We start from the raw sequence: 21849 nt of genomic DNA, 5'->3' as shown, positions 1-21849 counted from the left end.
GGGATTAGTCGCTCAGCCCAGACCGGCGACCGCCTCGATCAACTCGTCCACGGCCGCTTCCTGCGTCGCCCATGAACAGACGAAGCGCACCGAACCGTCATCGAAGGCGTAGCAGGCCCAGCCCATTTCATTCAGGCGGGCATGCGCCTCTGGCGGCATCCGCACGAAGACGGCGTTCGCCTCCACCGGATGGGCCAGGACGAAGGGCGACCGCCCCGCGATGCCCGCCGCCAGTCGCTGCGCCATCAGATTGGCATGGGCGCCGCCCGATTCCCAATCGCCGCTTTCCAGCAACCCCAGCATCGGGCCCGACAACAGACGCGTCTTGGATGACGTCTGGCCCGCTTGTTTCAGCCGATTGTCCAATCGCCGCGCCAGGCTCTTGTCGAACAGCACGATCGCCTCGGCGCAGTTGGCGCCCGCCTTGGCTCCACCGAACACCAGCACGTCCACGCCCAGGCGCGGAATGTCTTTCAGGTCGAAACCGGCGGCGACCGCATTGGTCAGGCGCGCTCCGTCCATGTGAACGCCGTAGCCCAGCGCCTTGGCCGGTTCGATCAGGTGGCGCAGTTCTTCCTCGGTGTAGACCGAGCCATATTCCGTGGCCTGTGTCAGCGACAGGGCGGCGGGCGGCTGACGATGCCCGACTTCGGGTTCGCCCAACTGCGCCTGCAAGGCCAATGGATCGATCTTGCCCGAGAACCCCGGCAAACCGATCAGGCCGACGCCGTGACCGAAGAAACCGGGCGCGCCGGTCTCATCGGTGCAGATGTGCGCCGCATGATGAGCCAGCACCGCTTCATAGGGTTGGGCCAGCATCGACAGGGCGATGGCGTTGGCCGCCGTACCGCTGAACACGAACCGCACCTCGGCGTCGGCATCCAGACGCTGGCGAATCTGGTCGGCGGCGCGGGCGGTGACCTCGTCTGCGCCATAGGCGCGGGCGAATCCCTTGTTGGCGCGCACCAGGCCTTCAATGGCGCTCAGCGCCATGCCGGCGGTGTTGTCGGAGCCGAAATCGTAACGCATCAACGGTTCGTCGCCTTCAGATCGGCCGTATCGTCATCGACCGTGCGGACGCGCACGACCGGGACCACATCCTCATCGCCATAGGGCACGGCGACCTGATGCGGGAACGGAATCTCGATCCCGGCGGCGTCCAACGCCTCCTTGCCGCCCTGCATCAGATCGGCCTGGGTCTGCCACCAGTCGCCGACCTTGACCCAGGCGTGCAGCGTCACCTGCACCGAGCTGTCCAGCAAGCCCGTCACGCCGGTCCAGGGATGGGGATCGTGCAGCACCTTGTCGTGTGCGGCGGCCATATCCGCCAGGACGCAGCGCGCCTGGTTCAGATCGTCGCGATAGCCGACCGTGAAGTTGATCTCGATCCGGCGGGTCTGCTGGCCGGTCAGATTGGTCAGCGGGTCGCTCAGGACCTTGGAGTTCGGAATGACGATCTTGTGGTTGTTGGCGTTGGACAGTTGGGTCGTGAACAGGTCCAGTCGCTGCACCGTGCCGCTCATCCCGCCGACATCGACGACGTCGCCGACCCGGTAGGGCCGCAGCACCAGCAGCATGATCCCCGACGCCACGTTCGACAACGTGCCCTGCAACGCCAGACCTACCGCCAAGGACGCCGCGCCCAGCACGGCGATGATCGAGGTCGTCTGAACACCCAGGCGCTGGAGCACGGCGATCATGCCGATGATGAAGACCACCACCCGCACGACCTGGACCGCGAAGCTCAGGACCGTCGGATCGTGGCGGAATCCCTTGACCCTCGATAGCGTATTGCGCGCCCCGCGCGCCGCCCATTTCGCCGCAAAGACGGTGAGGACGAAGATCAGGATGGCGATTGTCAGGTTGATCGCGAAATCACCTGCCATGTCGGTCAGCTTGGCGATCACGGCGGCATCGATCGAAACGGCCTTGCGGCCCGCGGCCACCGCGTCGGCGACTTCGTTGGAAATAGGCAGAGACATGAGGTCGGGTCTAACGCCTGGCGCGACGATTGGAACCCCCGAAAGCCCGATTTCAGGCCTTTGCGATCCGCCCGCCGCCGCTTTCGATAGCGTCCAGCAGGTCCATCACGTCGTCGATGGTGTTGGCCTCTCGCGCCGGCTTGTCCCAGCGAATGCGGCTGACGCGCGGGAAGCGCATGGCCACACCGGACTTGTGCCGGGTCGAGCGATTCAGTCCTTCGAAGGCGATCTCCAGCACCAGGCCGAAGTCCCGCTCGGCTCGCACAGACCGCACCGGCCCGAACCGGTCGATGGTGTGATCGCGCACGAACTTGTCGAGCTGTTTCAACTCCTCGTCGGTGAAGCCGAAATAGGCCTTGCCCACCGGCGTCAGCGCCCCCTCCGGCGTCCAGACGCCGAAGGTGTAGTCGGAATAAAAGCTCGAGCGTTTGCCGTGCCCGCGCTGAGCGTACATCAGAACGGCGTCAACGACGTGCGGGTCGCGCTTCCATTTGAACCACGGTCCCTTGGGTCGCCCCGCCAGATAGGGGCTGTCCCAGCGTTTCAGCATCAGCCCCTCGGCCGCCGCCCCAACCGGCGGATCGGCTCGCAACCGCGCCAACTGATCCCAATCGGCATAATCGACCACCGGCGACAGGTGCAGTCGTTCGCCGGTATGACCATTGACCAGGGCCTCTAAGCGCGACCGACGCTCGCGCAGCGGCAGGCTGCGCAGATCCTCGCCGTCCTGGGCCAACAGGTCATAAGCGACCACCGCCGCCGGAAAGGCCTGCATCGCCTTGGCGTCCACCGACTTGCGATTAAGCCGCTGCTGAAGGTCCCCGAACGGCGCGACCGCCCCGTCGCGCCAGACGATCAGCTCGCCATCGATCGCGCCCTGAAACGCCAGGGCCTCCATCACATCGGGGAAAGCGGCCGAAATCTCGTCGCCGGTGCGGGAATAGAGCTTGCGGACCTCGCCCTCCAGCACCGCCTGAACCCGTATGCCGTCCCACTTCCATTCGGCCGCATAGTCGGCCGGCGACAGTTTGGGCAGGTCGACCGCTTCATCGATGGCGACGGCCAGCATAACGGGCCGGAACCGGCCGGGCGCATCCGGGCTGGGCCGCTCCGCCCTGCCCTCCAGCCAGGCGAACAGGTCGGCGTAGGGCGGCTCCACCGCGTGCCAGACCTCCTCGATGGCCGAGGCGTCCAACGCCTCCAGCGTCATCTGCGCCTCGTCACCCTCCGGCGAAGGCGGCGCCATCACCGCGTCCGGGCGCATCATGGCCGCCGCCGTCTTGGCCAGCCGCGCCGACAGCCCCACGCGCAAGGCCCCGGTCATCAGCTTCAGCAGCGCCCAGCGCCCTTTCGGCTCCAGCGCATCGAGCCAGCCTTCCAGAAGACCGCGCACCTCCGTCCGCGTCGCGGTCCTTAGCGCCTCGACGACCTCGGCCAATTCGGGCTCGCGGTTTGGCCGATGGTCCGGGGTCACGGGCCAGATCAGGGCCACCGTCTCCGCCAGATCCCCCACATAGTCGTAGGACCAGCCGAACAGCACGCTGTCGACCCGCCCCTCGACCGCCTTTCGGATCATGGCCGGCTTGGCCGCGTCGAACGTCAGGTCGCCGGTCAGGGCCGCCAGCGCCCATCCCCGATCCGGATCGGGCGTCGCTCTCAGATAGTCGCGCACCAGCACCAGCTTCGCATTGCGCGAAGCCGTCAGGGACAGGCGGTCCAGTAGCTCGGCGAAGGCGCGCATCGTCATCCATCTTGGGCGCCGGAAGCGTCGCCGTCCTCTTCAGAACGAAAAACGCCCCGGAGGTTTCCCTCCGGGGCGCATCTCAAATCCTCAGCAGATCAGTTGAACAATCCGGCGATCACGGCGGTGATCAGGCCGCCGGCGACGGCGGCGAGCACCACGTCATTACCGCTGCGGACGTATTGATAGCCACGGGGCGGGGCACGCAGGCCATAGCGGTTGTAGTCATTCACCACATAGGCGTTCGTCCGGTAGTAGGACGGCATCCGCTGGCCATAGCTCCAGGTCCGAACCGCATAGCCGCGCGGCGGGACATAGCGCGGGGCGTTGTAACGACGTTCCGCACGCTGCCAGCGCTCATAGGCGCGTTGTTGCTGGCGATAGTCGCGACGATCCTCACGCAGTTCGCGGCGGTAGTCGCGGCGATCCTGGCGATAGTCCCGACGATCGTAGTGGTCAGCACCCGGACCGTGACGTGCAGCGGGACCATGCGGACCGTGGGGCGGCATGGGTTGGGCCGACGCTGCGCCAGCAGCGCCCAGCGCGCCGGCGGCCATGACCGAAGCGATTGCGGTGGTCAGGATCTTTTTCATGATCGTGTCTCCATCTGCGCCGAAGAACGTCGGCTTGGATGCAGTTATGGAGCACGGCGACTGAGGCGCACCTGAACCGGCGTCATCGGCCCAGGTTCATGTCGGGAACACAGGATCGCCGCAATCAGGCGGCGACCGAGGTCTCTGACGACGGCAGAGCCATCTGCGCGACCGCGTCGCGACCGCCGCCGACGCGCCCCATCAGGGCGGCCAGGGCGCCGAAATCGATCGGTTTGTTCAGATAGGCGTCGGCGCCCGCCTCAAGACCGGCTTCGTGATCCTCATGACGCGCCGAGGCCGACAGGACCACGATCGGAGTGCCAGCGTTCTGGCCGCCTTCGCGGATCATGCGTGTCGCGGTCAGTCCGTCCATCACCGGCATGTTCACATCCATGATGATCAGGTCGAACGGCTGGTCCTTGGCGATATCGACCGCGACCTGACCATTTTCGGCCGTCGAAGTGACGTGGCTGGCCGAGCTCATCCAGGCCTCCAGGATCATGCGGTTCACAGGGTGATCCTCGACCACCAGGACGCGCAGCGATTCGCCGCCTTCGATCTCGGCATGAACCTCGGCAGCCGCGACGGGCTTGGCCCATTCCACGACCTCGGCCTCGATTTCCAGGGTGAAGCACGAGCCCTCGGCGAGCTTGGACGTCACGGTGATGTCGCCGCCCATGATGTTGGCCATGCGCCGTGCGATAGTCAGGCCCAGACCCGTGCCGCCAAAGCGGCGCGTGGACGAGGTGTCGACCTGGGTGAAGGGCATGAACAACCGCTCCAGATCGGCCGCCGCAATTCCTGCGCCGCTGTCCTGGACGACAAACTCGAACCGCACGCGCTGATCCGACACGCGGTGTCCGCGCACGAGATAGTGGATCTCCCCGGCCTCGGTGAACTTGACCGCATTAGACAGCAGGTTCTGCACCACCTGGCAGACGCGTAGCGGATCGCCGCGCACCACTGTCGGGATCTCGCCCTCCACGGTCGTGACGAACGTCAGGCCCTTGGCTTCGGCCTGCGCTTCAAAGGGTCCAGTGATGCGCTTGTTCAAACCGTCGATGACGATATCGACGACCTCGAAATTCATCTTGCCAGCCTCGATCTTGGTCATGTCGAGGATGTCGTTCAGCAGCGACAACAGATTGTCGCCGGAGTTGCGAATGATCGACAGATATTCGCGCTGCGTCGTCTCCAATCGCGTCGCGCTGAGCAGTTGGGCCGCGCCCAGCACGCCGTTCATCGGGGTGCGCAGCTCGTGCGAGATCACGCCCAGGAAGTTCGACTTGGCGTCATTGGCGGCATTGGCCTTGTCGCGGGCCGCTTCCAGTTCCTCGATCAGATGCGCTTGGTGCGACTGGAAGGCCCGGATGCGGTCTTCGCGCAGCAAGGTCATGGTCACCAGCACAAACAGACCCGCCGCCGTAAACGGCAGGACCGCCAGCATCGACCAGAAGGCGTTGGTGCCCCAAAGGCTGAACAGAATGATCGTCGCCGCCGCACCATAGGGCGAAGAGATGATCAGGGCCTGACGCGGCGAACTGCGAAGCTGAGCGAAGACCAGCACATAGCCGGAAATCAGCAGGGCAAGGGCCAGGGGGCGTCCGAACTCGGTGGGCGAGAACCAGGCCATCAGAGGCGCAATGGCCCAGGCGCCGGTCGTCACCGTGGCCACGATCGGGAAGATCACGCCCCAGTTGGTGCCGACGCGATGGCTCAGACGATGCTCGACCAGTCCCCGCAGCGACCCAGCCGCCAGAGTGCCGCCGAACCAAAGGAGCGCCGGCCACAGGCCCACCGTGCCCAGCAGGCCCACGGCCCAGGACGTGATGATCATGTAGCGAAGATACTGGGTCTGCAGAATGGCCGTCAGGGCCTGGGCTGCGTCGCCGGCGCGTTGATCGCCTTCGAGCGCCCTCGCGACGCCATCGGATTCCACCATAAGCCCAGATCCCCACGTTCTGTTTGGTCGAATGACGCTAAAACGAAGGTTCTAAGACGATGTGAACGCAGTTCTCTCGCTCAACTCGCCTCCTCCGGGGTCAGCGCCTTGATCGAAAGAGCGTGGACCGGTCCGGCCATCTCGTCCTTCAGCAGGGCGTTGACCGCGCGCTGTCGCGCCAGCCGCGACTGCCCCTGGAAAGCGGCGGACACGATCACCAGATTGAAATGGCTTTCGCCGCCAGGCTTGGCGTCCATTCCGCCTTCATGATGATGTCCGGCGTGGCGCCAGCTGTCGTCTTCGACCTCCAGACGCAATGGCGACAGCCCTGCCGTCAGTTTTGCACGAATAATCGTCGCCACCGGGCCCTCAGACATGATCGATTCCTTGATGCTGTCCCAATCGGGCTTACACTTCGGCTGATGTCCGCCTCCTTTCAATACAAGCCGCGCTTCACCGACATTCGGGTGAAGCCGCCCAAGCCCGAGGAAGAGGCGGCGAAGGCCGACGTCCTTCACCTGAAGCCGGGCGAAAAGCCATGCCAGTGGCCCGACTGTCGCCGGGCCGCCGCCGCCAAGGCGCCCAAGTCGCGCGAGCGGCTGAACGACTTCTACGAATTCTGCCAGCCGCACGCCGGCGAATACAACAAGGGCTGGAACTTCTACGCCGGCATGAGCGAAGGCCAGATCCGCGCCGCCCAGGAAAACGAGGCCATGACCGGCGGGCGCCCGACCTGGGAGATTCAGGCCGGCAAGTTCACGCGCGAGGCGGCCGCCTTCGCCGCCAAGATGGGCACCTCGAACACCACCGGCGCCGGCTCATGGCGCGACAGCTTCGGCCTTTTCGGTCGCAAGGGCGATCAGGCGCCGCAGTCCGCGACCGAGGACCGCCGCATCGGCAAGCTGGAACGCGCCGCCTTGGCCGACCTCGATCTGGACCCGGGCGCCGACAAGGCGAAGATCAAGGCTCAGTATCACGAGCTGCTGAAGCGATTTCACCCTGACACCAACAGCGGCGACCGCAGCGCCGAGGCAAAGCTGCAACGCGTGATCAAGGCCTGGAAGACGCTGAGAAAGGCCGGTCTGGCCTGACGGCCTAGTCGGCGTAGATCATCTTGCGTGTCATGCCGCCGTCCACGGTCAGCACCTGGCCCGTCACGAAACTCGCTTCGGCGAGATAGAGCACAGCACCGGCGATATCCTCGGCGCGGCCGACGCGGCCGACCGGGTGCTGTTCGTGATCGACAGAACGCAGATCCTCGCCATCCGAAATCCAGCCGGGCGCAATGGCATTCACGCGGATTCGAGGGCCTTCGCTAATCGCCAGGGCGTGCGTCAGGGCGAACAGCGCACCCTTGGACGCTGCATAGGCCTCGGTGTGCGGCTCGGACATGAATGCGCGCGTCGAGATCATGTTCACGATGGCGCCGCCCTCGTTCAGCATCGGAATGGCGGCGCGGCTCATCAGGAAGGCGCCAGTCAGATGGCTGTCGATGATGTTGCGCCAGTCCGCCAGCGACAGCTTAGCCAGGGGGCCGTTCACCGGATCGGCGATGCCCCCGTTGTTGACCAGCAGGTCCAGCGACGACCAGCTCAGCGTCTCGAACGCCTGTTTGACTGAATCCTCATCACCCAGATTGCAGTCGATGTGACGGGCGTCCCCCTCGCTCGGTTTCAGGTCGAAGGAGGCGACCTCCCATCCGTTGGCCAGCAGGGCGTTACAGACGCCCGTTCCGATAAGGCCTGATCCGCCCGTGACAATCGCTTTTTTCATGGTGCCGAAACCGGCGACGGCCGGCTTGGTTGCGCCGGATCAGGGCTGACCGGCGGCCTGGCTGGTTGCGGCGGCCATCATCGGGCTCGACGGCTCGCGGAAATAGCGATCGATCCCGTCCGCCACCGACTTCATCAGGCGACGGCGCGCGCGCTCGTCAGTCAGAAGCCGCTCGTCCTCGGGGTTCGTGATGAAGCCCATTTCCAGCAGCACGGCCGGCACGTCGGGCGCCAGGAGGACAGCCAGGCCCGCATCGCGATGGCTGCGGCGAAGCAGAGGATGGTCCGATCCCTCTAGGTGGGTCAGCAAGACCCGCGCGAACTGGGCCGAGCGGTTCTGGGTCGCGCGCTGAGTCATGTCGAGCAGGATGCGATCAACCGACGGATCGCGCCCCGGCAGATGCAGCTCGCGATGCCAGTTGTCGCCGCGCGTGAACTCGCGCACGGCCCGGCCCGCGCCCTGCTCCGACAAGGTATAGACGCTGGCCCCGCGCAGCGCCGGATCGGCGCCGGCGTCGGCGTGCAAGGAAATGAACAGATCGGCGTCCGCCTGACGCGCGATTGACACACGGCGATAGAGGTCGACGTAGCGGTCGTCGGTCCGGGTCAGGCGCACGCGATAGCGGCCGTTCTTCTCAAGCTCGGCCTTCAAGGCCAGGGCTGCGGCCAAAGTGACCTGCTTTTCCTGGGCGCTTGCGCCGCTGGCGCCCGGATCATTGCCGCCATGGCCGGCGTCGATGACGATCAGGGGGCGTTCTGCGCGACGCGGCGGCGCGCTGGCGCGCGGCGCCGGCGTGGTCGAGGCGCGCGCGGCGGCTCCCGTCGCCTTCAGGTCCACGACATAACGATAATGGCTGACGCCGTCGCCGGGCGGCAGCAGGAAGCGCCGTTCGATCTCGCTGCCGCGCGCCAGTTCTAGCTGAACTCGCGACGAACCGCCGGACGACGTAACTTCATAAGAGCGCACTAGGCCCGAACCGCCACCGTTTAGACCACGCCCTGGCGCAACACCGCTGAGGGCCAGCACCACCCGGCCTTCGCCGCCCGCGTCGATGACGCGTCCTTGCGCCGTCTTGTCCAGATCGATGACGACGCGGGTCCGATCGCCATCGGCGCCGAAGCGCACCGCCAACACATCGCCCTGCGCGCCCCAGGCGAAACCGCGCGTTGCGGACAGACCGCCCATGCAGATGACCACGAAGGCCAGGGCGGTCATCGCCCACTCCTTCGCGCGCCAGCGCATCAGACCTGTCAAAACGCGACCGCTCATCTGCGTCGGCGAACCCGGTTTAAGCCTACTTGAACCCCATCATGACAGAGGCTCGTATTCAGGGGGTTAAGGCGAGCGCCTTTTAATTCTCCCGTTGCATGACTATGCTGTGACCGCTCGCGAACCGATCGCGCCGATTTCGCCTCTGCGAATCTTGGCGCGCCCTCCTCGCGGCGTTGACTTTCACCAATCCTAGAACCGCCCCGGCCTGGCCGATGGTTCGAAGAGCGGACCAGGGACGCGGCCTTCCCAAGGGATTGGCGCGCCCGGTTCAGGACCGACGACTTAATGGGCCTTTCCGCCTGCGTTCCCCAACGGCTTGATCAAGCCTTCTTCGCCGTTCTCGGCGAGGGGATGTCGCGCGCGCCGGCCCTCACCTTCATTCGGCGAGCCGCCATGACCCTGTCCGGAGATCCGGGACGGTCGGCCTGCGCGCGCCAGAGAGAGACTTTCCATGTCAAAGACAATGCTGATCGATGCGGCGCATCCCGAGGAGACCCGGGTCGCCATCGTGGACGGGCGCAAGATTGAGGAATTCGATTTCGAATCCCGTGCGAAGCGCCAGCTTCGCGGCAACATCTACCTCGCCAAGGTCACTCGCGTAGAGCCCAGCCTGCAGGCCGCCTTCATTGAATACGGCGGCAATCGCCACGGCTTCCTCGCCTTCAACGAAATCCACCCCGACTACTACCAGATCCCCGTCGCCGACCGCGAAGCCATCATGGCCGAGGCGCATGACGATGAGGACGAAGACGATCTCGACCGCGAATCGACCGGCGATGACGTCGACCCCGAATCGGCGCTGGCCGACGAGGAGCGGCTGAAGCGCCGCCTGATGCGTCGCTACAAGATCCAGGACGTCATCAAGCGCCGCCAGATCCTGCTGGTCCAGGTCGTCAAGGACGAGCGCGGCGCCAAGGGCGCGGCCCTGACCACCTGGCTGTCGCTGGCCGGCCGCTACTGCGTGCTGATGCCTAACACCGGCAAGGGCGGCGGCATTTCGCGCAAGATCACGAACACCTCTGACCGTCGTCGCCTGAAGAGCGCCGTCTCGGCCCTGGAAGTGCCCAAGGGCATGGGCCTGATCATCCGCACGGCGGGCGCCAAGCGCACCAAGGCCGAGATCAAGCGCGACTATCAATATCTGCTGCGCCTGTGGGAAACGATCCGCGAGACCACCCTCGCCTCTCACGCCCCCTCGGTGATCTACGAGGAAGAGAACCTGGTCCGCCGCGCCGTGCGCGACATGTTCGACAAGGATTTCGACGGCATTCAGGTCGAGGGCGTCGAGGGCTTCAAGGAAGCGCGCGACTTCATGCGCGTGCTGATGCCGGCCCAGGCCAAGAAGGTTCACCTGTATCGCGGCTCGCGCCCCCTGTTCGCGGCCAACGGCATCGAGGAACTGCTGACGCAGATCCACCAACCGGTGGTGCCGCTGAAATCCGGCGGCTATCTGGTCATCAACCAGACCGAAGCCCTGGTGGCTATCGACGTCAACTCGGGTCGCGCCACCAAGGAACGCAACGTCGAGCAGACGGCCTTCAAGACCAATATGGAAGCGGCCGAAGAAGCCGCCCGCCAACTGCGCTTGCGCGACCTCGCCGGCCTGGTCGTCATCGACTTCATCGACATGGATGAAGGCAAGAACAACCGCGCCGTCGAGCGCGTGCTGAAGGAGGCCCTGTCCTCCGACCGCGCCCGCATCCAGATGGGCCGCATCTCGCCCTTCGGCCTGATGGAGATCAGCCGCCAGCGTCGTCGTCTGGGCGTGATCGAGGGCGCCACCGAAGCCTGCCCGCACTGCCAGGGCACGGGCCGCATTCGCTCGGCCGAATCCGCGGCTCTGATGACCTTGCGCGCGGTAGACATCGAGGCCGGCAAGAACGGCGCGGGCGTGGTGGTGCTGAAGGTCTGCACCGCCGTAGGCCTGTACATCCTGAACCACAAGCGCGCCTATCTGCAGTCGCTCCTGGAACGTCGCGGCCTGAACGTCATCGTCCAGATCGACGACAGCCTGGGTCAGGGCGAACACAATATCGAGCGCACCGAGACGAACGAGGACTTCGTCGCGCCCGAGATCGAGATGCCCAACCTCGACGACGACTTCGACGCCTCGCTGTACGAAGACGAGGATGAGGACGACGACGAGGAGATCATCGCCGACGACGATGACGACACCGTCGAATCCCTGGATCGCGAAGACAGCGACGACGACGAACCGCGCGAACGCTCGGAGCGTCACGAGGGTGGTCGCGATCGCGGCCGTGGGCGCAACCGTCGCCGTCGCGGCGGTCGTCGCGACGAGGAAACCTCCGAAGTCGAGGCCGTCGATGCGGTCAGCGCCGACGACGCCTCGGACGATGAGGAAGACGAAAACGGCCGCCGCCGTCGCCGTGGCCGCCGTGGCGGTCGCCGCGTCCGTGAGGATGGCGAGCGCGACGTCTACACCTGGGTCCGCGGCCGCACGCCGTCGCTGGACGACCCCTATGTCTGGTTCGACCCGCTGAACCCTGGCCGCTCGGAAGGTCGTCCGGAACGCGGCGAGCGCCCCGAGCGGGCTGAACGCCCCGCTGTCGCTCAGTCCGAGGTCGAAGGCCTGGATGTCGTCGCCAACAACGGGGCCGGCGAAGGCTCTGGTGAGGAAGGCGGCCGTTCGCGCCGTCGTCGTCGTCGCGGTCGCGGCCGTGGCGACGGTTCCGTCAGCCACGAGATCAAGGTCGAGAACCGCGCCACCAACGAAGGCATGCCGCCCGACGGCTCGCCCGAGACGCCCATGGCCGTCATGGTCGAGCCGACCGAGGCCGTCGAGCCAGCCGCCCCGGCCATCGCGCCCGAACCTCAGCGTCGTCGCGTGCGCCGCAAGTCGGCCAGCGCCAATGTCGAGATCGCGACCGAACCGCATCCCGACACCGCCATCGAGCCGAACGAGGCCACGGTCCAAGGCGCGGCGGTGGAGCTGGACGTGACCCCGCACGAGGCGCTGGCCGCCGAACCGGCCGAGGTCGCCCCGGTCGCCCCCCCGACGGCGGTTCCAGTGACCGAGGCCGTGCTGGCCGAACCCTTCGTCGCCCCCACGCCGGAGATCGACGTTCAGGCCATAATCGCCGAAGACCCGAACCAGATCGTCGCACCGCCCGAAAAGCCCAAGCGCGGGTGGTGGCGCCGCTGATCGGTCACGATTAGACTGTCTGGATACAGGCGGGGGCCGGTCGTTGTTGGAGTAGAGCCATGAGGTGGCTTCCCCGATCTGCATCCCGCGTTCTGGCGGCGGCGGCGACGGCCTTGATGGCTGTTTCCGTCGCCGGCCAGGCCTCCGCGCAAAACCTGATCCGCGACACCGAGGTCGAGGGCATCGTGCGCGAATGGGCCGACCCGGTCTTCGTGGCCATGGGGCTGAACCCGAACGACATCGAAGTTCTGTTGGTCAACGACAACGACCTGAACGCCTTTGCAACACGCGGGCGGATCATGGGCGTCAACACCGGCCTGATCCTGCGCACCAAGACGCCCGGCGAACTGCTGGGCGTGATGGCGCACGAGGCAGGCCACATCAAGAACCGCCACACCCTGCGCGACGGGGCCGAGAACGCCGGCAAACAGCCGATGTTCATGACCATGGCGCTGGGCGCCCTGGCGATCGCCGCCGGCGCGCCGGACGCAGGCGTGGCCCTGCTCGGCTCCAGCCAGTATTTCGGCGCTCTCGGCGCGCTGCATTATATGCAGAGCCAGGAAGGTGAAGCCGACCTCTCGGGCGCGCGGGCGCTTGAGGCGGCTGGCGAATCCGGCGCCGGTCTGGTGTCCTTCTTCGAAAACTTCCGCTCGCAGGAGGTCTTCTCCGACGCCCGCCGCTATCCCTATTTCCGCAGCCACCCCCTGTCGTCGAACCGCATCGAGAGCCTGCGTCGCTATGTGCAGGAACAGCCGCACTACGACCATCGCGACAGCCCCGAACGTATGGCGCAGCACGCTCTGATCCTGGCCAAGATCCACGCCTTCATGGATGCGCCGAACGCCACCCTGCGCGACTATCCGTCAACCGACACCTCCCTGCCCGGCCGCTATGCGCGGGCCATCGCCTGGTATCGCGACGGCCAGACGGACAAGGCGCTGACGGCGGTGGATGCGCTGATCGCCGGCGACGTGAACAACCCCTATTTCCAGGAACTGAAGGGCCAGATCCTGTTCGAGGAAGGTCGCCCGGCCGAGGCCGTCGCCGCCCACCGCGAGGCGGTCCGCCTGAAGCCCGACGCCCCCCTGCTGCGCGTCAACCTGGCCCACGCCCTGATTGAAACCAACGACAAGGCCAATCTGGACGAGGCCATCGATCAGCTGAAACACGCCGTCGTCGCCGAGAAGGACAACACCATGGCGTGGCGCCTTCTGGCCCAGGCCTATGCCTCCCAGGGCAAGGAGGGCGAGGCGCGACTGGCCTCGGCGGAATACTATTTCGCCGGCGGGGATGAGAAGCAGGCCACCCAGTTCGCCCTGCGCGCCCGCTCCATGCTGAATCCCGGTTCGATCGAATGGCGCCGCGCCGTCGATATCGTCCTGGCCTCGGGCGCCACGCCCGACGATCTCAACGACCTGGACCGCCGTGACGCCGCGCGCCGGCCCGCGACCCTCAACTGACCCCTACCGCGAACTGCGAGCTTGAATGACCGACGACGCCCCCACGCCTGCGCCCGAACTCAAGACCGCCAAGCCGGGATGGCTCAGCGGCGGCCGCGCCGGCTATCTGGCGCTGGGCCTGTCGGTCATCGCGCTGGGCTTTTCTGCCGCCCCCTATCTGACCGGCGAATCGAACGTCCGCGCCTATCTGCTGGAGCATCCCGAGGTCTTGCAGGAGGCGCAGATGGCGCTCCAGACCAAGGACGCCGAGGCCGCCGTCGAGGAGACGAACCAGGCCGCCGCCGCCAACGCCGGCCTTCTGGCGCCCGACGCCCGCGATCCGGCCTTCGGTCCGGCGAACGCCAAGGTCACGGTGATCGAGTTCTTCGACTTCCGCTGCCCCGGCTGCAAGGCCGTGGCCCACGACTATCGCGCCCTGATGGCCGCCCATCCGGAGGTCCGCTTCGTCTTCAAGGACTGGCCCATCCTGGACCGCGGCGACGACATCACTTCGCAATACGCCGCCCGCGCCGCCTTGGCCGCGCACCAGCAGGGCAAGTATCTGGAGGTCTATGACGCCCTGATGACCGAGCGGGCGTTGTCGATCGAAGCGATCGACGCCATCCTGGCCGCGCACGGCGTGGACATGGCCCGCGCCAAGGCCGCGATCGCCGCGCCCGACACCACCCGCCACATCGCCGACATCCACACCACGGCCGCCGCCCTGCGTCTGCGCGGCACGCCGACCTTCTTCGTCAACGGCAAGGCCAGCCCCGGCATCGACCCGGCCGAAATCGGCAAACTGATCGAAGCAGCGAAGAAATAGGCATCCCTCTCCCATTGGGAGAGGGCTTGAGCGCACGGCGGCGATAGCCGTCGTTCTGGCGCGAAAGGGTGAGGGTCGGGTCTTTCGACCTAGCCCACCGACCAACCCTCATCCGGCCCTCCGGGCCACCTTCTCCCAATGGGAGAAGGAAAGATGTTAAGCCTCACCCAGAGTCATCTGTCCGCCGATCCATTCGACACCGGCGTGGCGCAGGGCGTCATTGGCCGCCGTCTCGTCGCCCAGCGCCTGTTCGGCGCGGTAGAGGACGTAGTAGCTGTAGGGATCATTCGGCCAATCCTTCAGCAGTTCGCCGATCTTGGCCTTGGCGCCCGCCGCATCGCCGGACGCCAGCATGGCTGCGGCCAGGCTGCGGCGCGTCGGATACCAGATCATGGGCGGATCGCCGCCCTCGGGCGCCATGGCCTGGATCTCCGCCGCCCGCCCATAGGCGGCGATGGCGGCGGGATAGTCATGATCGGTCATGGCCGCGCGGCCTTCCAGCACCTTCTGGAACAGTTCGGCGAAACCGGTCTGACGATCCGCCATCGGGCCCTTGAACGCCTGGTCCGCCAGCAGGGCGGCGATGGCCTGGGCCTCGACCCGAACCGCCGCCGCATCGCCGCGCCGCGCCGCGGCCTCACCCCGTGCATAGCGCCAACCGACCCGCATCAGCGGACGGCCCACGTCGGGCTCGGCCAGGGCCGCGACCTGGGCGTCCGATCCGAACCGGCCGTAAAGCGCATAGGCGTCCGCCGCCATCACCTGACGATAGACGACATAGCCGTCCTCGCCCGCCTCGGGCGGTCCCGCCAGCTGCGGATAGGTCGCCATATACCAGTCGGCCAGCTCCAGCCCCCGCTCGGCCCCGCCCGCCATCAGGGCGCCGCCCATGCCGAAATGGATGTTGTGGGCATGCAGCCGCATGCCGCGAATGCCGCCGGGCGGCCCGACCAGTTGGTCGTAGCTCTTGTCCAGCGCCACGGCGTTGACGTTGGACATCATCGCATCCTTGTAGCGCCCGACTCGATAGAAAGTGTGCGACGGCATATGCACCAGATGGCTGGCGCCCGGCGCCAGCAGGGCCAGCCGCTCGCCATAGGCCAGCGCCCTGTGCGGATCGTCCGACCATTCGGTCAGGTGGATGTACAGGTGAATGGCGCCCGGATCGTTCGGCTTGACCGTCAGGGCGTGCTCCAGGATCGCCATGGCGCGGGTTACGGCCGGATCGGTCGCCTTGCCGTCCTTGTCCCACCATTCGCCCTCGGGCTGGAGCATCCAGGCGTCGGCGGTGATCGAGGCGACCGATACGTCGTCGGCGTGACGCTTTGCGATCCGGTCCATGGCGCGGGCGTAACGCAGGGCGCGGGTCTTCTCCTTGCCGGAATAGCGCTGGATCAGGGCGTCGATCATCTGCCGCTGCATCGGCGTGGCGTCTCGGGCCAGACGCCTTGCGTCACGTGCAACGCGGAGGCCTGTAGCGATCGATTCGGGATCGCCGCCGCCGCCATTCAGGTTCGGCCCGATCGCCCAGGCCTCGCCCCAGGCGCACATGCCGCACGACGGGTCCAACTGCCTCGCCTTCCTGAACGCCCGCACCGATTCCGAATGCTCGAACGCCCAGCGCAGACGCACGCCGTGGTCGAACCAGGCCTGGGCCTCGGGATTCTTCGTATCGACCGCGAAGCCCTCGTCGCCGAAGCCCGGGGCCATGACCATATCGCGTGTCGGCTGGACATCGCCGACGGCCCCGACCCGGCCGCAGACCTGCGGATTGGTGATCAGCGCTAGGGTCGCCGCCGTCGCTGTGGCGTCGGCGACCGCCACGGGCGCAATCAGACAGGCGACCGAAACCGTCGCGACCCACAGACTCTTGCGCATCTTCGCCCCTCTTCCTCTGGCGACCAGTGTGCGCTCAAATCGTCGGCTCGCCAATCACCCCATCAGGGCATAGTGACGGGCAAGGTGTCTTGCGCCCGCCCCTCGCCGGCCGGCGCCGCGATCCCGAGCATTCGCGCCAGGAAGGGCTGCACATCGACGCTGTCCAGATCGGTCAGACGACGCCCGGCGACCACACCCGGCCCGTGGGCGATGAAGATCGCCGCCATCTCCGGCGCCTGATTGTCATAACCGTGGGCGCCGCCCGCCCGCGTCACCGGCCGATCTCGCGTCGCCGTCAGCCAGCCTGTCTCGACCAGACAGACGATCTGCGCCACGCGCGGATTGGAACCATAGGCCAGTCGCGCCGGCACATCGGCCTTGTTCCAGCATTCCATATGCGGATGGCGCCCAACCAGATTCTGCTGCACCTCGGCCTCGCGGCCCGGCGCCGGATCGGCGGTCAGGACCGCTCCGCCATAGCCGATCTTCAGCGCAGCCGGATCGATGATGTCGTCGATCCACACGACCCGCTCCGGCGAGGTCGCGGCCATGCCGTGATCCGATACCACGACCAGCATCGTGCGATCATAAAGCCCCCTCGCCTTCAGCCCCTCGATCAACCGTGCCATCGAGGCGTCCACCGATGCGGCGGCGGCGCGCGTCTCGGCTGAATCGGGGCCGTTGCGATGACCGGCGGTATCGACGATGTCGAAATAGAGCGTCTCCAGCTTCGGTCGCTGATCCAACGGCAGGTCCAGCCACGACAGCAGACGATCCACGCGCGCATCGCCCGGCATTCCCTGGTCGAACGGCGCCCACTGGCTGGGCCTTACGCCGTGGATCTCGACCTCCGATCCCGGCCAGAACATGGTGCCGGTGCGCACGCCGGCCTTTTCGGCCGTGACCCAGATCGGCTCGCCCTGATCCCAGAAGCCGCTTTCCTTGCTGGCCATGGTGAAGGCGCCCAGTTGCGCGTCGGCGAACCGGTTGCCGACCACCCCGTGATGGTCCGGGTGCAGTCCCGTCACCAGCGTATAATGGTTGGGGAAGGTCACGCTGGGGAACGACGGCCGCATCGACCCGAACGCGCCGCCGGCGACCAGTCCATCCAGCACCGGCGTCTGCCCCTTGCCCAGATAGTCGGGCGAGAAGCCGTCGATCGACACCAGGATGATCAGATCGGGACGGCTCGTCTGCGCGGCCTGCTCGACAATCGGAGATGGACGGGCGGATTGCGGGGCTCCGGCGCAGGACGCGACGGCGAAGGCGGCGGCCACGGCAAGGCTGGCGGCGACGAAACGAGACATGAACTTACTCCAAGGCGACACTGAACCATTGCCTAAACTTAATGGACGACAGCCACGCGACGGCTTGTGCGACCGGCGTTCACTCGCCAAGCTTGGCGTATGGAAACCGTCATCGACATTCGCGGACTGACCAAGACCTACGGGACGGTAAAGGCCTTGGACGGCCTGACCTTGTCGATCCCGCGCGGCGGGGTCTACGGCATTCTGGGTCCCAATGGTGCGGGCAAATCGACGCTGTTTCGCACCCTGCTGGGTCTGATTCGGCCGACTGAGGGCGAGGCTGTGGTGATGGGCGGTCGGATCGGCGATCCGGCCTCCATGCGTCGCATGGGCTCGATGATCGAGACGCCGCGCTTTCCGCCGTTCATGACCGCCCGCCAGGTGCTGGAATGGCTGGCCCGCGCCCACGGCGGCGTATCCTCGGCCGAGATCGACAACTGGCTGCAACGGGTCGGCCTGACCGAGGCGGCCAACCGGCGCGTTAAGGGCTTTTCGGTCGGCATGCTGCAACGCCTTGGCGTCGCCGCCGCCCTGATGACCAAGCCGGATCTGGTCATTTTGGATGAACCGACCAGCGGCATGGATCCGCCCGGCATTCAGGAGATGCGAGCCCTGATCCGCAGCCTGGCCGACCACGACGGCGTGACGGTCATCCTGGCCAGCCACCAGCTTCAGGAGGTCCAGCGCGTCTGCGACCGCGTCGCCATCTTCAACAAGGGCAAGGTGATCACCGAGGGTCGCGTCTCCGACCTGACCGCCTCGGGCGAGCGTCTGCGCCTGTCCGTCACGCCGCTGGCCAAGGCCATGTCCGTGCTGGGCGACCGCGCGACGCTTGAGGGCGACGTGATCGTGGCCGCCGTGCCTCGCGCCGAGGCCGCCACCGCCATCAAGGCCCTGGTCGAGGGCGGCGTCGATATCGAAGAGGCCCGTTGGATTGGCGCGGACCTGGAAGACGTCTTCATGAGCGAAACCGGCTGGACCGGCGTGCAGGAGCAAAACCGTGCTGGCTGACGCGATCCGTTCCGAAACCTACCGCCTGTCCAAGAACCGCACCGCCCTGTTCTGGAGCGTGCTGTTCATCCCGATCATGGGCGTAATCCTGGCCACCCTGGGCTTCGTGGTCGCCAAGGCCAATGAGGCGAAACTGGCCGGCAAGCTGCCGCCCGACATGATGAAGGGCGGCCCGCTCGATCTGGGGATGGCCCTGGTCAAGAGCGCGGGCGACTTCGCCAATCCGGCTATCCTGATGTTCGTCCTGATCGGTGCAGCTACCATCTATGCCGGCGACTATCGCTGGGAGACCTGGCGGCTAATCAGCGCGCGCAACACCCGACCGAATCTGCTGACCGGCAAGGTCGCGGTCGTGGGTCTGGTGATCGTGCTGGCGACCATCGCCGCCCTGATCTCCGACATGATCGCCAGTGTAATCCAGGCGGCGGTGTTCGGCCGCCCCCTCACCTTCTCAATGAACGGCGCAGCGGCGGCGGACTTCGGGCTTCTAACCCTGACCTCCTGGGCGCGCATTCTGCAGTTCACCATGCTCGGCCTCCTGGCGGCCGTGGTGACGCGCTCGTTGCTGGCGGCCCTGTTTGCGCCGCTGGTGATCGGCGTGGCCCAGTTCTTCCTGCCCCAACTGCTGCTGCCGGCGGGCGTGACGCCGGACGGCTGGCTTCTGCCGCTGCTGTCGCCGGGCATGGCCACCGACCTGCTCAAAGCCGCCATCGAGGGCGGCGCATCGGCGGCGCAACTGCCAGACCATGCCGTACTCAAAGGTGTCCTCAGCCTGGCCCTCTGGATTGGCGTCCCCTTCGCCGCCTCCATCGTCTGGTTCAACCGCCAGGATTTGTCTAAGGAATAGGCGGCGACGGACTGCGCGCGCCTTCCGCAACCAGCCAGTCGCGGAAGGCGTCCACCGCCGCGTCCTTGCGGCCTTCCGGCCGCAGAAAGACAAACCGGGACGGCCGCTCGACGAAACCGAACGGCGCGGCCAACCGGCCGGCCATCACGTCTGGCGCCACGAAGGCCCAAGGCGCGATACCAACGCCCAATCCAGCGATCGCCGCCTCCACCAGCGAATGATTATGCGCGAATTCTCGCTCCATCGCCGCCGGCGGCAGGGTCACGCCGGCCAGTTCAGCCCAAACCGACCACGCCCGACGGAAGGTCGCCGAATGCAGCCGCGGCGCGCCAGTTAAGGCTTCCATCGTTGGCAGCTGAGCCATCATGGATGGCGATCCGACCGGTCCCTGATGTTGAGCCAAGAAGCGCGTCGCTTCGGTTCGCGCATGAAGCTGATCCGGCTCCACGATACGGATGGCGCCGTCGAAACGATCGCGCCGATAATCGACCGGCGCATAAGATTCCGACAGCCTAACGCGCACGTCAGGATGCACTTCCAGAAATGACGGCAAGCGCGGGATCAGCCATTTCAAGGCGAAGGTGCCCAGACAGGAAATCTCGATCTCCCGCACCGCGCCCTGCCGCGCGGCCTCGACCGCATCCATGATCGCGCTAAACGCTGGCGTCAGGCCCTCGGCCAGCTTTGCCCCAGTCTCGGTCAGCGTCAGCGCATGGCGTGGCCCGGTCACCAGAGCCACGCCCAGTGAGGCCTGCAGCGCCGCGATCTGACGGCTGACCGCCCCGTGGGTGACACACAACTCGGCTGATGCACGGGTCATGCTGCCGTGCCGAGCGAACACCTCGAAGGTTCGCAGCGCATTCAGCGGCGGCGGCGCGCGACCCGACATGTGACCTCCCCTCACAGACCTCCACCCGCTTAATCGATTTCGCCGTCGTCGCCTATCGGCTTCAAGCTTGACGATGCCGCTTCCGAACCCACCGCCCGAACCACCACGCCGCTCGCTTCAGGATCAGATCGCCTACGGCCTATGCATTCTGCTCATATGGAGCATGGCGATCGCCGCGTTCTGGGACGGCTAAAGCCGTTTCTCCATGAAGACGTCCGCGCGCGCATAGGGCGTGGGCCGTGGCGGCAGATGCAGGAAGCCGGCGCCTTCATACAGAGCGATCGCGGGCTTGAGGGCGCTATTGGTTTCCAGATAGAGCCGGGCGGCGCCCATTTCCCGCGCCGCCGCTTCGCAGGCGTCCAGCAGGCGTCGCGCCAGCCCCAGGCCGCGCGCGGCGGGCGTGACCGTCATCTTGCAGACCTCCACCCCGTCGTCGGTCGGGACCATGGCGCAACAGCCCATGGCCTCACCATCCTTCTCAGCGATGAAGATGCGCCCGCCCTTGTCCAGGAACACGCCCTGCGGATCATCGATAGCCAGCCGATCCTTGGCTTCGATGGTGAAGCCGCCCTCGACTAGCCAGGCGGTGTTCAACTGCGCCCAGGCGGCGGCGTGATCGAAACGGAAATCGACGATGGCGCCAGTCATTCACCCCTCATGTCCGGTTTCCACGCAAAGCAAAAGGGCGGTCGGATCGCTCCGACCGCCCTTCCGGCGTTTGGTCAAACGACCAAATCTTAGTCTTCGTCGTTGCCTTCGAAGGCCAAGACCGGACCGGAGTCCTTACCCTTGGCTTCGACGTCGCGATCGACGAACTCGATGACGGCCATCGGGGCGTTGTCGCCGTGGCGGAAGCCGGCCTTCATGATGCGGATATAGCCGCCGTTACGCTCGCTGTAGCGCGGGCCAAGCGTTTCGAACAGCTTGCCGACTTGCGGCACGTCCCGGACCTGGCTGATGGCCTGACGACGCGCGTGCAGGTCGCCCTTCTTGGCGAGGGTGACCAGCTTCTCGACGAAGGGACGCAGTTCCTTCGCCTTGGGCAGGGTCGTGGTGATCTGCTCGTGCTTGATCAGCGAGGCGGCCATGTTGGCGAACATGGCGGTGCGGTGGCTGCTCGTGCGACCGAGTTTACGATGGGCGGCGCCGTGGCGCATCTGGGTCTCTCCTACTCCGGAACCGG

19 protein-coding genes are annotated in these 21849 nt (G+C 66.4%); 6 read left to right on the top strand and 13 right to left on the bottom strand.

Annotated elements, in window-relative coordinates; all coding sequences use genetic code 11:
* Positions 1-12 precede the first annotated feature (12 nt).
* From ASF81_RS03345 to ASF81_RS03320, 6 genes are all read right to left on the bottom strand, one after another.
* Positions 13-1029 carry a low specificity L-threonine aldolase gene (locus tag ASF81_RS03345; RefSeq protein WP_055753413.1) on the bottom strand — a complete coding sequence of 339 codons (1017 nt, stop codon included), beginning with the start codon at positions 1027-1029 and terminating at the stop codon, positions 13-15.
* Complete coding sequence (locus ASF81_RS03340) at positions 1029-1982, bottom strand: mechanosensitive ion channel family protein (protein WP_055804680.1); 954 nt, start codon at positions 1980-1982, stop codon at positions 1029-1031. The genes ASF81_RS03345 and ASF81_RS03340 overlap by 1 nt, the downstream gene beginning before the upstream one ends.
* Positions 1983-2034: 52 nt before the next feature.
* Positions 2035-3723 carry a cisplatin damage response ATP-dependent DNA ligase gene (locus ASF81_RS03335; RefSeq protein ID WP_055805394.1) on the bottom strand — a complete coding sequence of 563 codons (1689 nt, stop codon included), beginning with the start codon at positions 3721-3723 and terminating at the stop codon, positions 2035-2037.
* Positions 3724-3821: 98 nt separating this feature from the next.
* Complete coding sequence (locus tag ASF81_RS03330) at positions 3822-4316, bottom strand: RcnB family protein (protein WP_055804675.1); 495 nt, start codon at positions 4314-4316, stop codon at positions 3822-3824.
* A 124-nt stretch (positions 4317-4440) separates the two neighbouring features.
* On the bottom strand, positions 4441-6258 hold the full coding sequence (locus ASF81_RS03325; protein WP_055804672.1) for a response regulator: 1818 nt from the start codon (positions 6256-6258) through the stop codon (positions 4441-4443).
* 80 nt (positions 6259-6338) lie between these two features.
* Positions 6339-6635 (bottom strand): BolA family transcriptional regulator, encoded by a 297-nt coding sequence (locus ASF81_RS03320; RefSeq protein ID WP_055804669.1) that lies wholly within the window; start codon positions 6633-6635, stop codon positions 6339-6341.
* A 45-nt stretch (positions 6636-6680) separates the two neighbouring features.
* Here ASF81_RS03320 and ASF81_RS03315 point away from each other — a divergent pair, with 45 nt between their 5' ends.
* Positions 6681-7349 (top strand): J domain-containing protein, encoded by a 669-nt coding sequence (locus ASF81_RS03315; protein ID WP_055804666.1) that lies wholly within the window; start codon positions 6681-6683, stop codon positions 7347-7349.
* A gap of 4 nt (positions 7350-7353) precedes the next feature.
* Here ASF81_RS03315 and ASF81_RS03310 read toward each other — a convergent pair whose 3' ends face one another.
* Positions 7354-8031, bottom strand: a complete 678-nt coding sequence (locus tag ASF81_RS03310; protein ID WP_055804664.1) for an SDR family oxidoreductase — start codon at positions 8029-8031, stop codon at positions 7354-7356.
* A gap of 39 nt (positions 8032-8070) precedes the next feature.
* Positions 8071-9246, bottom strand: a complete 1176-nt coding sequence (locus ASF81_RS03305; RefSeq protein WP_200932852.1) for an N-acetylmuramoyl-L-alanine amidase — start codon at positions 9244-9246, stop codon at positions 8071-8073.
* Positions 9247-9754: 508 nt separating this feature from the next.
* Between ASF81_RS03305 and ASF81_RS03300 the strand changes: the two genes are divergently transcribed.
* The 3 genes from ASF81_RS03300 to ASF81_RS03290 are packed head-to-tail and all read left to right on the top strand — an operon-like array spanning position 9755 to position 14734.
* Complete coding sequence (locus tag ASF81_RS03300; protein WP_055804656.1) at positions 9755-12469, top strand: ribonuclease E/G; 2715 nt, start codon at positions 9755-9757, stop codon at positions 12467-12469.
* A 59-nt stretch (positions 12470-12528) separates the two neighbouring features.
* On the top strand, positions 12529-13929 hold the full coding sequence (locus ASF81_RS03295; protein ID WP_055804652.1) for a M48 family metalloprotease: 1401 nt from the start codon (positions 12529-12531) through the stop codon (positions 13927-13929).
* A gap of 25 nt (positions 13930-13954) precedes the next feature.
* On the top strand, positions 13955-14734 hold the full coding sequence (locus tag ASF81_RS03290) for a thioredoxin domain-containing protein (protein ID WP_055804649.1): 780 nt from the start codon (positions 13955-13957) through the stop codon (positions 14732-14734).
* Between the two features lie 156 nt (positions 14735-14890).
* On the opposite strand, the gene ASF81_RS03285 is transcribed toward ASF81_RS03290, so the two are convergent.
* Together ASF81_RS03285 and ASF81_RS03280 are read right to left on the bottom strand one after the other, a co-directional pair.
* Complete coding sequence (locus tag ASF81_RS03285) at positions 14891-16612, bottom strand: hypothetical protein (RefSeq protein WP_055804645.1); 1722 nt, start codon at positions 16610-16612, stop codon at positions 14891-14893.
* Between the two features lie 62 nt (positions 16613-16674).
* Positions 16675-17919 carry an ectonucleotide pyrophosphatase/phosphodiesterase gene (locus tag ASF81_RS03280; protein ID WP_055804642.1) on the bottom strand — a complete coding sequence of 415 codons (1245 nt, stop codon included), beginning with the start codon at positions 17917-17919 and terminating at the stop codon, positions 16675-16677.
* A 99-nt stretch (positions 17920-18018) separates the two neighbouring features.
* Between ASF81_RS03280 and ASF81_RS03275 the strand changes: the two genes are divergently transcribed.
* Entirely contained in the window at positions 18019-18930 is a 912-nt protein-coding gene (locus ASF81_RS03275; RefSeq protein WP_055804638.1) for an ABC transporter ATP-binding protein, read from the top strand.
* Complete coding sequence (locus ASF81_RS03270) at positions 18920-19777, top strand: ABC transporter permease subunit (protein WP_055804636.1); 858 nt, start codon at positions 18920-18922, stop codon at positions 19775-19777. Before ASF81_RS03275 ends, ASF81_RS03270 begins: the two co-directional genes overlap by 11 nt.
* Here the strand turns inward: ASF81_RS03270 and ASF81_RS03265 are convergent.
* From ASF81_RS03265 to rplQ, 3 genes are all read right to left on the bottom strand, one after another.
* Complete coding sequence (locus ASF81_RS03265; protein WP_055804632.1) at positions 19767-20666, bottom strand: LysR substrate-binding domain-containing protein; 900 nt, start codon at positions 20664-20666, stop codon at positions 19767-19769. The genes ASF81_RS03270 and ASF81_RS03265 overlap by 11 nt on opposite strands.
* 189 nt (positions 20667-20855) lie before the next feature.
* The gene (locus ASF81_RS03260) at positions 20856-21314 is read right to left on the bottom strand and encodes a GNAT family N-acetyltransferase (RefSeq protein ID WP_055804630.1); all 459 of its coding nucleotides are present in this window, start codon (positions 21312-21314) and stop codon (positions 20856-20858) included.
* A gap of 89 nt (positions 21315-21403) precedes the next feature.
* Positions 21404-21823: a 50S ribosomal protein L17 gene (gene rplQ / locus ASF81_RS03255; protein WP_055804627.1), complete on the bottom strand. Its 420-nt coding sequence runs from the start codon at positions 21821-21823 to the stop codon at positions 21404-21406.
* Positions 21824-21849: the final 26 nt, after the last annotated feature.

The organism is Brevundimonas sp. Leaf168, assembly GCF_001423685.1.
Taxonomy (GTDB): domain Bacteria; phylum Pseudomonadota; class Alphaproteobacteria; order Caulobacterales; family Caulobacteraceae; genus Brevundimonas; species Brevundimonas vesicularis_C.
This window is presented reverse-complemented; position numbering and strand designations above follow the sequence as displayed.